General features: G+C 34.0%; 6 protein-coding genes. 2 read left to right on the forward strand and 4 right to left on the reverse strand.

Annotation, left to right across the window (positions count from 1 at the left end; genetic code table 11):
- Positions 1-4: 4 nt before the first annotated feature.
- Both QO182_RS17830 and QO182_RS17835 read right to left on the reverse strand, forming a co-directional pair.
- Entirely contained in the window at positions 5-1,522 is a 1,518-nt protein-coding gene (locus QO182_RS17830) for a RagB/SusD family nutrient uptake outer membrane protein (RefSeq protein ID WP_371542814.1), read from the reverse strand.
- Between the two features lie 14 nt (positions 1,523-1,536).
- Positions 1,537-4,644, reverse strand: coding sequence for a SusC/RagA family TonB-linked outer membrane protein (locus tag QO182_RS17835; protein WP_371542816.1), 3,108 nt, complete (start codon positions 4,642-4,644; stop codon positions 1,537-1,539).
- A 324-nt stretch (positions 4,645-4,968) separates the two neighbouring features.
- Between QO182_RS17835 and QO182_RS17840 the strand changes: the two genes are divergently transcribed.
- The gene (locus tag QO182_RS17840) at positions 4,969-7,842 is read left to right on the forward strand and encodes a triple tyrosine motif-containing protein (RefSeq protein WP_371563182.1); all 2,874 of its coding nucleotides are present in this window, start codon (positions 4,969-4,971) and stop codon (positions 7,840-7,842) included.
- A gap of 60 nt (positions 7,843-7,902) precedes the next feature.
- On the opposite strand, the gene murF is transcribed toward QO182_RS17840, so the two are convergent.
- Both murF and gldJ read right to left on the reverse strand, forming a co-directional pair.
- Positions 7,903-9,189 carry a UDP-N-acetylmuramoyl-tripeptide--D-alanyl-D-alanine ligase gene (gene murF, locus QO182_RS17845; RefSeq protein ID WP_371563186.1) on the reverse strand — a complete coding sequence of 429 codons (1,287 nt, stop codon included), beginning with the start codon at positions 9,187-9,189 and terminating at the stop codon, positions 7,903-7,905.
- A gap of 61 nt (positions 9,190-9,250) precedes the next feature.
- On the reverse strand, positions 9,251-10,924 hold the full coding sequence (gldJ, locus tag QO182_RS17850; protein ID WP_371542823.1) for a gliding motility lipoprotein GldJ: 1,674 nt from the start codon (positions 10,922-10,924) through the stop codon (positions 9,251-9,253).
- A 210-nt stretch (positions 10,925-11,134) separates the two neighbouring features.
- On the opposite strand from gldJ, the gene porU reads away from it, so the two are divergent.
- Positions 11,135-14,965: a type IX secretion system sortase PorU gene (porU, locus tag QO182_RS17855; protein WP_371563188.1), complete on the forward strand. Its 3,831-nt coding sequence runs from the start codon at positions 11,135-11,137 to the stop codon at positions 14,963-14,965.
- The last annotated feature ends 37 nt before the right edge of the window (positions 14,966-15,002 follow it).

The raw sequence follows: 15,002 nt of genomic DNA on the forward strand, positions 1-15,002 counted from the left end.
GCGCTTAGTTATAATTAGGGTTTTGTACAATTTTTGTGTTTTCCAATTCTTTCAAAGGAATAGGCCAGATTTCATTTTTACCAACTGTAAAACCTTTACTCGCCAATGCTGAAGCTGCTTTTCCTGTACGTACTAAGTCAAACCAACGGTGTCCTTCTCCAGCTAATTCCATTCTTCTCTCTAGTAATATTGCATCGATAGAAACTGGTACTGAACCTAGACCTACTCTTGCTCTTACAGCATCTAATAATGCTTGTGCTCTTGCACCAGTAGCGCCAAGTGCCTCTGCTTCCATTAAATAAGTATCCGCTAGTCGAATCGCATATACATCTTGTTTATAATTCAAAACAGTTGCACCTCCTCCTGTAGACACATCCGTTGTTAATGGCATAAATTTTTTCAAAAAGTAGCCTGTATCTCTATATCCAGGAGAATAATCTGCTTGTCCTGCAGCTTTTAATGCTTTCATATCTACAATCGTAGCATCAAAACGTGGATCAGATTTTAAAACATCGTACAAACTTTGAGTCACTGTATTAAAACTCCAGCCCGAAGCATAATCTGGAGCAGTAGAACCAGTTGGTCTAGAAAAATTTCTTGGTCCAACCATAACATTAACACTATTTCCCTCATCTGAACCTGAACCCCAATTACCCCAATCTGCATTGCTTTTGTCAGTACTCGTAATTTCTATAATTGACTCCGTATTAAACTTATTGCTGATAGTCCATAAGTCTGAAAATTTACTTAGTAATTTATAACCATAAATGCTTGTCCCTCCGGGAGTTCCATTAACTAAAGCCAATGCCGCAGCGGCTTGAGTCTTTTTCCCTTCATATAAATACACTTTCCCTAACAATGCCTGCACTGATCCTTGTGAAAAGCGACCACCTTCATTAGCTATATCAGTGATTGAAGTAGGTAGATTAGGTAATGCTTCCGTTAAATCTTTCTCTATTTGAGCATAAACAACATCTGAAGTTGATTGCGTAATGTTATAAATCTCACTAGTTGAAATTGGCTCAGTGATCAATGGAATATTTTTGAATGTTCTAACTAGCTCAAAGTAATAATAAGCACGTAATGCTTTAGTCTCCGCAGTAAATCTTGCTTTAGCAGCATCTGCCATCGGAACAGTAGGTAGTTTTTGAAGTAAAATATTTGCTCTAAAAATCCCTTGGTAAAAATCATTCCAATAACTAGAAGGTATGGTCACTGCACTTATTGAATAATCTGAAAAAGATTGCATTCCTGTGCCATCTGTAGCTCCACCACCACCAGCATAAAAATCGTCTGACCCAGCATTTAGCATACAAATCATATTTTCAAATCCTCTGGATTGCTTCCCTAAAACGTCATAAACTGCAACAAGCCCTGAATAAGCTTCTGCTTCGTTAGTATAATAGTTACCTTCTAATGCCGTCCCTTTTGGTTCCACATTTAAAAATTCCTCACTGCATGATGTCGCTGAAAAAATCACAACAGAAGCAATAAGTGAAAATTTTATATTTTTAAGTTTCATAATAATATCTTTTATTAAAATTGTAAATTAACACCTAGCATGAATGTTCTCGCTTGTGGATAAAATCCTCTATCAATTCCCATTACTCCTCCACCAATTTCAGGATCATATCCAGAATATTTAGTGAAAGTGAATAAGTTCTCAGCTGTTAAATAAATTCTTGTTTTTTGTAAACCAGCTTTATTAATGACATCACTTGGCAATGTGTAACCAAACTGAACCGTTTTAAATCTTAAATAATCACCGTCTTCTAAATAAAAATCAGATGGGTTATTAAAGTTTTTGTTCGTGTCATCTGTAGTCAACCTTGGAAAAGTATTTGAAGTTCCTTCTCCTGTCCAACGACCTAATGCAGTAGTTTGAAAATTAGCATTTCCAATGTCTAACCTACGTAAACCTTGAAAGATCTTATTACCACTAGCACCTTGTGCAAAAACTAATAGATCGAAATTTTTATAATCTAAATTGATAGTAAAACCAAAAGTATATTTAGGTATTGGACTTCCTAAAAACTCTCTATCATCTGATGTGATTTGCCCATCTCCATTTACATCTTTCCAACGGAAATCTCCTGGAACTGCATTAGGTTGAATCAATCCTCCACTAGCATTTGTGTATGCGTTTACTTCAGTTTGATTTTGGAATATACCTGCTGTTTTAAATCCGTAAAAGGCATTGTATGGTTGTCCTACTTGCACTCTTGTAATAGGATAAGTACTAGACTGAATGGTTTGGCCTCCTGATAAGAAATCAACCCCGTTACCTAAATTCGTAACTTTATTATCTAAATAAGATACATTAGCGTTAATAGACATATTTACCTGACCCACCGTTTTGCGGTACCCCAATTCAAAATCGATACCTTTATTCTGCATATCAGCAACGTTACCGACAGGATTCCCCGTTGAACCCACATATCCGGGTATGATAACATCTTGCAAAATACCTGTTGTTTTTTTATCGTATAAATCTACCGCAAGGTTAAAGTCATTAAAAATTGTGGCATCAAAACCTATATTAGTCTGACTAGTCTCTTCCCATTTTAAATCTGGATTTGAAGGAGCATTAGGACTATTACCTATAGTTACAGAACCTGAATTCCCAATAGTGTAGTTTCTTCCTCCGCCAATTGTAGCTAAATATCTAAAATCTCCAATAGCATCATTACCTGTTACTCCGTAACCTCCTCTAAATTTCAGCTGACTGATTACGTTGTTTTCTTTCCAAAAATCTTCTTTTGAAGCTACCCAACCTAAAGAGAACGATGGAAAAGTTCCGTACTTATTGTTTGATCCAAATCTTGAAGAACCGTCTCTACGGATAATACCTGTCACTAAGTATTTTTCCTTATAATCATAATTTAATCTTGAAAATAAAGAGGTTACAATATGTTCTGATCCCGTGTACGCAAAAGCGGTAACTTGATCAGTAGCTACACTATAATTAAATGAAGCGTCTTTATAATTAGTTACAGGAATGTCATAATAGGTCACTCCACTACCGCTTGTAATATTATCAACATAAGTACCTTGACCTATTAAAACACTAAAATTATGACTATTAATAAGTCTAGAATAGGACGCAATATTTTCAATATTCCAACCAAATCCAGTATTAGTACTTCTATATATATTATTTCTAGCAACAATACTTGAAGCATTTAAGTATGATTCAGGAGTAAAACTTTCGCTACCCCAATACGCTAATTTCCCACCAAGAGTCGTACGTATTTTTAAACCACTTATAGGTTCCACTTCTAAATAAGCATTTCCCACAAAATTATCAGACCAACCGTAATTGCCTAATTTCGTTTGAATATATGCCAATGGATTAGACATTTCTTGACCTACATTAGATGAAATACCGTAAGGATTCCCATTAGCATCTCTAATAGCACCGCTATTTGTATAAGGAGATTGATTAGCAAGAATAGGATCTGTTTCAACGATTGGTGTTAGAGGATCTAAATTAATTGCAGAACTTAAGACTCCGCCGAACTCACTATTGGTATTTCCAACTCCAACACTTTTCTCTCTAGAATAACCTAATGTTTGACCAAAAGTAATTTTCTTAGTTATTTTATGTGTAGAATTTAACCTAATGTTTTTTCTAATATAATTAGAAATATCAGTAGCAACAATTCCTTCTTGATCCAAAAGACCAAATGAAAGATAGAACGTTGAAACCTCATTTCCACCGCTTAAGCTTAATTCATGACCAACACGTTTAGCACTATTGTTAAAAATAGCCGATTGCCAATCTGTACCAGTACCATATGAAGCTGGGTCTGCAAACTTAATTGCACCACCACCCGCTACAGAAGCTTCGTTCATTAACGTTGCATATTGCGTTGCATTTAACAAATCTAATTTCCTGGCTGGAGCAGATATACCGGTGTAACCGTTATAATTCACACTAACCTTTCCAGATTTACCTTTTTTAGTAGTTACTAAAATCACACCTGTTGCAGCCCTCGCACCATAAATTGCTTGAGAAGCGGCATCTTTTAAAACTTCTATAGAAGCAATATCCGATTGATTTAAATAACCTATTCCTCCAGAATCTACCACAACTCCGTCAACAACCCAAAGTGGCTCGTTATTCCCGAAAGTAGTAATCCCCCTAACACGTATTGTTGCAGAGGAACCAGGTTGTCCAGAGTTTGCTGCAATAGTTAAACCTGAAACTCTACCTTGCAAGGATTGTTCAACTCTTGTAATAGGCAAATCTTCTAGGTCTGACGCCTTGATACTAGAAATAGCTCCAGTAACAACACTTTTCTTTTGAGTACCATACCCTACAACAACCACTTCGTTTAAATCTTGTGATTGTGAAACCAGTTTAATAGTAATGGAAGATCGACCTTTAATAGGTTCTGCAATCGTAGCATATCCAATATAGCTAATCATTAAGATTCCATTAGTAGGAGCTTTAAATTGGAACTTTCCATCAAAATCCGAAGAGGTAGATTGAGTACTCCCCTTCAGCAAAATTGATGCTCCTGGAATTGGCATTCCTGTTTCATCATTGACTATTCCGTTCACTACAATATCTTGCGCTTGTGCATAAACTGAGAATAGTATTGATGAAAAACAAAAAATAAGTAATTTCGTTAATTTCATTTTTCTATAATTTTTGGTTAATTATTTAGTTATTTACTGCAATAATACCTGTTTTTTTTTGGTATTATCATTTATAGTTCATTACAAAAACACATCAACGCTCAAAATTTAGCTTTACAAAAACACATCAAAAATATCATAAAAACCTACAAGACAGTTGTTTAAATAAAATAATAACATATTACAAAATATAATAAACTAAAATAAACACTACATTAAATGAAAATCGATTATTTTAGCATTTATTCGATATTTAAGAGATAAAAAATGATTTGTGAAAATTGGTTTTAACTTATAAAACTACCCAGTATCTATTATGTTATTATGAAATACAAAATATTAAAACTACTACTTCTAGGAATTCTATTGACTTCAACAAGACTGACAAGTCAAGTAAAAAACATTGGACTTCCTGACATTCGCAACTACAAGAGATCCGATTATAAAGGAGGAACGCAAAATTGGGCTATTGACCAAGATAAAAATGGCAACTTATATTTCGCAAACAATAACGGCCTACTTCAATTTGATGGTTCATCTTGGAAAAAATATTCATTACCAAATTCCTTTGCAGTCAGATCGATAAAAATTGATGATTCCGGTAAAATATTTGTTGGTGGCTATAGTGAATTTGGTTATTTTGACTCCAATAAAAAAGGAGCGCTTGAATATTTTTCCTTATCAAAAATGATTACTAAGGACGCTAAAAAACTAATAGACTTCATCTGGAAAATACATATCCGTGGCAAAGAAGTAATTTTCCAATCCTTTGAAAAAATTTACATCTACAAAGACAACAAACTCAAAATACGCAATGCACCTAATCGATTTCAATTTTCCTTTTTAATAAACAATAAGCTTTATCTACAAGACATTTCGCTAGGACTACTAGAGTATAAAAACGATTCATTCATCCCTTTAAAAGGTTCAAAAATAATTAACAATAACGAGGCATGGGGTATGTTTCCGATGCCCGATAATAAAATACTGGTCGCCACATTAAGCAAAGGACTTTTTATTTACGATGGAAAAGGAATGCTACCTTGGGATACAGAAGCCAATGAGTTTATTAAAAAAAATAACTCGCTAGGGGGAGTCAAGATAACGAATCGTTTTATCGCTATAAATTCAGTATTAGACGGAATAATAATTTGCGACCTTAATGGTAAAATTATTCAACACATCAACCATAAAAAAGGATTACAAAACAATACCGTACTTACTTCCTTTATTGACAACAAAAACAACCTTTGGCTGGGCCTTGATAACGGGATTGCATTTATTAATGAAAGCTCTCCTTTTTCCTACTTTGGCTTTAGTTATGATTTAAGCACTGTTTACGCTTCCGTTATTTTTAATGACAAATTGTACGTAGCAACTAATCAAGGAGTCTTTTACCACACTTGGAATAAGACAATCAAGGAAGATGCTTTTTCACTCGTAAAAGGCACAACAGGTCAAGCATGGAATTTACAAATAATCGATAATCAGTTATTCTGCGCTCACAATAGAGGAGCATTACTTATTGAAGGACCAAATACCGTTAAAATACTTGACAATAGAGGTTACTTTGGCTTTAAAAAAATGCCTAATCATCCTAATAACATGATAGCCGCTACCTATAATGGTTTTACTGTATTTGAAAAAACAAAAAACGGTTGGGAATTCAAAAATAAGATAGCTGGTTTTGATAAACCAGCAAACACCTTCGAAATAGACAAAGATAATCTTTGGTTAAAAAAAGATGACCTTTTATATCAGATGCAACTATCAGAAGACTTAAGTAAAATAAAAAAAACAAAATCATTCCAAGAATTAGCAAAAGGCTTTAAAGGAATAGGAAGCATACAACAATTTAACAATCACATTTATTTTCAAAACAAAAATCATTTTTACAAATATTCTAAAGAACAGGATGTATTCTATGAAGACAAAGCTATTACTGCTTTATTTAAAGAAATCCCATTAATTAGATCTCTTACCGAAGACCGCTTAGGCAATTTGTGGTATACATCCAACGAATCGCTAGGAGTATTACTAAAAAACAAAAACAACACCTACAAAAACTCCATAGCACCCTTTTCAAATTTAACCGGTAACTTAGTCGATAACTATGTATCAATCAACACCGTCGATTCTACAAATATATTTATAGGACTAACGGATGGATTAGCTCATTACAACGCTAATCTATCAAAGAGTTTCATAACGAAGCCCAAGGCATTTATCCAGAGCTTTACCTCTCCTACCGACACGCTATTATTAGGTAATGGGAAAAAAGAACTAGACGACTATACAATCCCGTACAAATCAAACTCAGTGCGCTTTACCTTCTCCTCACCTACCTATGAAAATGTTGAAAACGTCGAATTTTCATATCTATTATCTGGTTTTACAGACAAATGGAGTCCTTGGTCACCATTTTCATTTAAAGAATACACTAACTTAAGAGAAGGCAATTACAAGATGATGGTAAGGGCACGCAATAGCTACGGAATAGAATCAGACAACACTATATTCAATTTCACTATTACTCCACCATGGTATAGACATTTTTTAGCTTACTTATTTTACATAGCTGCAATAGCAACCACAATCATTTATATTAGAAAGAGAGTAAAAGATAAAATCAGAAAGAATAAATATTACGAAACAATAGAACAAAGAAGAATATATTTAGAAAAAGAATCCAAAATTAGACTAGAGCAGTACGAACTTGAAAAAGAAATTGAAAAGCTAAAAAACGATAAACTGCAAATAAAAATATTAACAAAAGACAAAGAACTCGTAAACAACTCACTACAAGTTGTCAAGAAAAACAAAATCTTAAATGGTATTATACATAAACTAAAAGACATTAATATAGACTCATTTGACGATTCAACGAAGTTCCAGCTTAACAAATTAAACAAGAGCATTACTAAGGAAGTAAATGCAGATAAAAGTTGGAAAGATTTAGAAAAACACATTAAAAATGTGCATTTTGATTTCTTAAAAAGATTAAAAGAAAAATACCCCACAATCTCTCCTAGAGAGCTTGATCTTTCTACTTATCTATTATTGAATATGTCCACAAAGGAGATAGCAGAGATAATGAACATTTCAAACGGAGGCGTAGAGCTTGCTCGCTATCGATTAAGAAAAAAACTGGAACTCAACAAGAAAGAAAATCTCATTGGTTTCCTAATGAGTATTTAAAACAAAACAGCCATCTCAAAATGAGATGGCTGTTTTGTTTTGCTAAAACTTATAAATAGATTATGACAAATAATCCAATGTTCGCTCCAATGCCATGCCACGCGAACCCTTTACCAAAATCGTGCTGTTTTCTATATTCATATCCTTTAAACTGGCGGAAAAAGAATCAAATGATTCATAAAATTGAAATTGAGGATTACCAACCTTACATAAGTAAAATGCAGCACCAATAAAGAAACATTGGACTGCTTCCTCGTTCAAAAGCGAACCAACCAGTTCCTGATGTTCTTTTTTACTTTCAGCTCCTAATTCAAACATATCTCCTAAAATCATTATTTTATTTGTACTGTCCAATTGAAGGAAATTCTCAATTGCTACCGCCATACTACTTGGATTTGCGTTGTAAGCATCCAGAATAATCTTATTCGTTCCAATTGTTAACAATTGCGATCGATTATTTTCAGGAATATAACCCTCCAAAGCCTCTTTAGCACAGAGATTATCTACTTTAAAGAACTTTCCTATAGCAAGTGCTGCATTTAAATTATTAGCGTTATAAAGTCCAATTAAATGAGATGAAATTACAATATTTGAATACCCTATTTCAACAAACGGATTTGCTTTAACAGATGTAATACACACATCAGCATTTTCTTTATTTACACCAAAGGAAAAAGACTTTATTTTTTTTGTTTTTTCAACTTGAATAGGATCTTCAAGGTTAACAAAAGCTAACTTATCATTTTGAGATAGATATTGATACATCTCACTTTTACCTTCAATAACACCACCAATGCCTCCAAAACCTTCCAAATGTGCTTTACCAAAATTAGTTATATAACCATAATCGGGGTTTGCTATATTACAAAGAAATTCAATTTCCTTTTTATGATTGGCTCCCATTTCCACAATACCTATTTCGGTATCTGAATTAAACGACAATAATGTCAATGGAACTCCGATATGATTGTTAAGATTACCAACGGTTGCTTTAGTTTTGTATTTTTTAGAAAGAACCACCTGAATCAACTCTTTAGTAGTTGTTTTACCGTTACTTCCAGTAAGGGCGATAATAGGCAAATTGAGATATTTTCTATGCAATTTTGCCAATTCCTGCAAAGTAGACAAACTGTCGTCTACCAAGATCGTTCTTTTATCAAGATAATAATTTTCATTGTCTATGATTACATAAGACGCTCCCTTTTCTAAAGCTTCTATTGCAAATGTATTTGCATCAAAGCGGTCCCCTTTAATGGCAACAAATAATGAATTTGACTCTATCTTACGAGTGTCAATTGAAACTGATTTACATTCCAAAAATAAACTATGAATTCTAGCTATATCCATTTAAAAACGATTAAAAAAAAAGCCCTAATGAAAGGACTTTAATTACTATTTTATATAAAATTTAATTTCTTGCTGTTTTTCTTTTATCCGATTTTGGACCAACTCTAGACATTGCACATCTAAATCCAATATAGTCAGTAGCCATATCTTGAGGGAAGTATCTTCTCTGAGCAGGATCTAACCAGTAAGCTCTATCTCTCCAAGAACCGCCTTTGTAAACTCTCACATCGTCATTAATCAATGTTGTTCTCTTGTTTGATCTATCGTATTTCCTAACCATCAATCCTAAACTGTCTGTTGTTACGTTATGCTTAGGCGAGTTATACATGGCTTTATCACCTTTATCTGTATCAGACTCAGAACGTCCAAAATCATAATTTTTAGAAGACTGCTTATCACCATCTCTATAATTAATATTATTACTCTTATCAAAATTTTGTCTCAAGTACGTTTCATTTTCATCAACAGGAACTTGTGCGATTTCTCCAGGGAAACTTCTTACAATAATTTTCCCATTACTTAAAGTATCTTTTTTCATTGTCTCTAAAGTGACAATTTCTACTTTACCATCTGCACCAATTTTATTTTTAGTATAACGGTTTCCTCTAAAATAATTGAAATCATTTGCTTCGTTATCTATAATAGGTCTGTAAACATCAGCAACCCATTCGGCCACATTTCCAGCCATATCGTACAATCCAAAATCATTTGCCGGATATTTTTTAACCGCATTAGTGATATCAGCTCCGTCATCAGACCAACCTGCAATCCCACCGTAATCTCCATTACCTTGCTTAAAGTTAGCCAATTGATCTCCTTTGTTTTGTCTTTTTCCAGAACGGGTATAACTACCTGACCAAGGATATTTTTTCTGTCCTTTGTAAATATTATACTCTCTCTGTCCAACATCGGCTGCAGCTGCATATTCCCACTCTGCTTCAGTAGGCAGTCTGTATTCTGGTAAAATAATACCAGATGAACGTTGTGCATATACATTTTTCGGTTCAACAACGTTTCCGTTTTTTCCAACTTTAGAGCCTTTCTTAGCTCCTTTTGCTAACACAATTTCTTCATTTCCTCCATAAGTCATTGTAGGCGCTGCTAAATAAGTGTCTGTACTAAATGTACTCTCAGCTGTAACATCTTGTGTTTTAGCATTCTTTTTCAAGTAACCATTTTTTTCCAAAAGGGCCTCATTAACACGATCTGTTCTCCATTTGCTAAATTCTACAGCTTGAATCCAGTTTACACCAACTACAGGGTACTCTGCATAAGAAGGATGTCTCAAATAGTTATTAGTCATCGTTTCATTATAACCCAACCTATTTCTCCAAACTAAAGTATCAGGTGAAGCACCTTCATATATATGTCTATAATTATCATCACTAGGTGGGAATACACTTTTCAACCAATCTAAATATTCCAAATACATAAAGTTCGTAACTTCAGTTTCATCCATATAAAAAGACTGAACATGTTGTTGTGTTGGAGTATTATTCCAATCATGCATAACATCATCTTGTACTTTACCCATCGTAAAAGTTCCTCCCTCTACAAAAACTAATCCAGGTCCGGCAACTTGTTTTGTATTACCCGAAGCTTTTTTACCATCGACATTCCAGCCAGTAGCTCTTGAAGCATTTTTTGAACTTGATTTTTTACTGCAACTGGCAAAACCAATAATCATTGTTATCGATAACATCAATCGCAAGGCTGTAATTTTATTTACTTTCATACTCTTTTAAAGGTAATAATTTAAGTGTTGCAATATAATAATTAACAATTAACCCGCAACACCGTTTTAAAAAATTTTATTCTGTTGATTTATATTAAACGCATCATAGAAATCAAACGCAAATTTATACTATTTATTATTTGTTTTTATACTAAAAGATATATTTTTACTTTATCTAACAATTAACTATTCATGCAATTTAAGCAAAAAATGCAAAAACTACTACTTTATAGTTTATTACTACTTTCTTATATATCATTTGCGCAGAATACAGCTGACGTAACGATTGCTTGGACAGAAAAAACCGAAGTTTCTTTTGGGAATTATAAAATCAATATTCCTCAATTCACAGGAAACAGTTACCAATATAAAGCATCTGAAAAAAAACTTTTATTCAGCTTAGAATTAGTAAACCCTGTCCTTTTTGAAGCCAGCAATGTCCAAATCACCAATGTTGTTTACGAAACGATAACGACCGCTCAACTTGGGGACTTAGCCCTTGAAAACATACCACAGCAAATAGTGACTTCTCTAAGAAACACGCAGTCAAGAGGCATTACACAATCCTTTCTACTCTTGTCCCCCATAGTAAAAGACGAATACGGCTATAAAAGAATCAACTCTTTTTCTTATAGCATCACTAGTTCAACCGCAAAGATCGCACAATCAAACAAATCAACAAATACAATCTCTAACTCTGTTTTAGCCACTGGAGACTGGTACCGTTTTTATATTGAAAAATCAGGTGTTTATAAAATTCCTAAAAACTTCTTGCAAGACATAGGCATTAACGTAAATAGCATCAATCCAAAAAAACTGAAAATTTTCGGGAATGGAGGAAAAATGCTACCGCTGTCTAATAATATCTACTACCCATCAGATTTAACCGAAAATGCAATCCAAATTATTGGAGAAAACGATGGGACTTTTGATAACGAAGATTACATATTATTCTATGCTGAAGGTCTTGACACCTATAATGAAGAAAGTCAAACATACAACAATCTATATGATAGCAAATCTTATTATTACATTACCACTTCAGGAGATGAGGGAAAAAGAATTAAGGAGGCAAATCAACCCACCGGCAGCACTACGCTAAGCCTTACTACTTTTGACGATCATCAATTCCACGAATTAGATTTAATAAATATTGCAAAGCTTGGCAGACAATGGTTTGGCGAATCTTTTGACATTAACCAAGAACAGGAATTTGAATTTAATTTTCCAAACATAGATCTCACAACAGCAGTAAAAATCAAAGCTACGGTAGCTTCTGCAGCATATACCCCTACTTCTTTTAAGATCACCTCGAGCGGACAAAACATAGGTGCAATATCATTTTCAGCAATCAATACCAATTCAGAAACGGAATTTATTGTTGGCTCTTTACCGAGTGACGCCTCCCTTAACGCGTCCGAAAGTTTAAAAATAAAACTTACCTATAATAACAATGGCGTTCCAGGCTCAAAAGGTTTTTTAGATAACATCCAGCTAATAGCAAAAAGAAAACTTCAAGGATACGGAAAACAATTTAACTTTCAATATGATGCTTCAGTTGCTAGTTTTGGAGTGGTGAATTACACCCTATCTAATGCAGCAGCAATAAGCCAGGTCTGGGACGTTACGGACCTATTTAATGTCAGTAAATTCGAAACCACTAATCAACCCCTTTTTTCTTTCAAAGCAAATCTAGGAGAGCTTAGGGAATATGTAGCTATTGATCCTTCTGACTATTTTACCCCTTTAAAAGACAGCAAACCTAAAGTATCCAATCAAAACATAAAAGGCTCCATTTTTAAAAATAACCAAGGTCAATTTGAAGATATTGATTACGTAATTATTACTCCAAATTCCTTAATAACCCAAGCCGAAAAGTTAGCCAGCTTCCATAGATCCTATTCAAAACTGAATGTAAAAGTGATCACAACAGAATCTATATACCCAGAATTCTCTTCGGGAAAGCAAGACATAGCAGCAATTAGAAATTGTATAAAATATATTTATGAAAATGCTTCCACCACGGCTAAAAGAATAAAATACGTGAACCTTTTTGGTGATGCTTCCTATGACTATAAAAACCGAACTATCAATAACACGAATATCGTACCTATATATCATGCCCTTAATAGTCGTACAACAGGCGAAGCTTCTTTTGCATCTGATGATTTTTATGGACTGATGGATAGCAGCGAGGGCAATATTATTTCTTATTTTGGAGGGATTGATATTGCAGTTGGAAGAATGATTGTAAATGACCCACAACAAGCAGAAGAAATGGTAAATAAGGTAATTGAATACCATGATATAAAATCATACGGAAGCTGGAGAAATAATTTCGTGATGATTAGCGATGATTCAGATCAAACCTCCGATGCAAATTTACAAAGCAGACAAAACAAATTAGCTGATATAATCACAACTCAAAAGCCATTTTTTAATATTAATAAAATTATTTTGGACTCCTATGTTCAAGAAGCATCTGCAGGAGGTTTCCGATATCCAAAAGCAAGAACAGACTTATTTAATGCATTCGAAAAAGGTGCTTTAGTCTTTAATTATTTAGGACACGGAGGTGAGGACGGATTATCAGCAGAACGAATTTGGGAAAAATCAGATGGCCAAAATTTAAGCAATCAATACAAGTACCCTTTATTCATAACAATCACCTGTGAGTTCTCCCGTTTTGACAATCCTTCCAGACCTACAGCTGGCGAATATACGTATTGGAACCCAAAAGGCGGAGCCATTGCGATGATTACTACAATTCGTTCCATTGGGCAATTTAGCGCAGAAAATTTTAATGATGTCCTATCTGAAAAACTATTCTCCTTTGACTCAAGCCAATACACCTCTATTGCCGAAGCTTTGCGATTATCAAAAAACAGTAACCCAAACAGCGCTACAAATGTGGTGTTCTTTTTAGGCGATCCCGCACTATTTCTAGCAATACCTAAGCCCAAAATAAAACTCACAAAAGTAAACGACATTCCAATATCACAAACAACGGACGACTTCAAATCATTGGCTCGTATGAAAGTGAGTGGTGAAATCACTGATGAAAATGATACGCGATTAACAAATTACAATGGCGAAGTTTCCACTACGATATTCGACAAAACCATCCCAAGGACAACTTTAAATAACGACAACAATAGCCCAGCAATAAACTTTAACACTCTTGGCGAAACCATATTCAGAGGAAATGCTTCTATTACCAATGGTTTGTTTGAATTTAACTTGGTAGTCCCAAGAGACATTCGAATTCCACTAGCAAACGGGAAAATAAGTTTTTATGCTAAAAAGAACCAAACACTAGAAAACGAAACCGGTTTTGACACTAGTATTCTGATAGGCGGAATTAATGAAAATGCCACCGCAGACAATATTAGCCCAAAAGTGAAGTTATATATGAATGACGAGACGTTTGTTTCAGGCGGTATAACAAATACATCCCCATTTCTACTAGCTTTCCTTGAAGATGAAAACGGAATAAATACGGCTAGTGGAATAGGACATGATATTGTGGCAATTTTAGACGGAGACGTAACTAATCCCTATCTATTAAATGATTACTATCAAACAAATCTGGATGATTACACTAAAGGAAGTCTACGATTTCCTCTACGTAATATAGCGGTAGGTTTACATACTATTACATTTAAGGCGTGGGACGTATACAACAATCCCACAACTACTGAAATCCAGTTTGTAGTAATAGGTGATGAATCTATCACTTTGACCCATGTATTAAATTATCCTAATCCATTTGTCAACTATACAGAGTTTTGGTTCACCCACAATAGGCCTTACGAACCTTTAATGGTACAAATACAAGTTATGACAATAACTGGCAAAGTGGTCTGGACCAAAAACCAAATTATTTCAACAGAAGGATTTTTATCAAAAGAGATTACTTGGGACGGAAAAGATGATTTTGGTAATCGAATAGGAAAAGGAGTATACATCTATAAACTAACTGTCAAGTCAACTTTAACGAATAAAAGAGCAGAAAAATTTGAAAAACTTGTCTTACTTTAATTAAATACTATATTTGTTCAATGAATTTTTACAAAAA

It is taken from the genome of Flavobacterium sp. Arc2 (assembly GCF_041431385.1).
Classification (GTDB): domain Bacteria; phylum Bacteroidota; class Bacteroidia; order Flavobacteriales; family Flavobacteriaceae; genus Flavobacterium.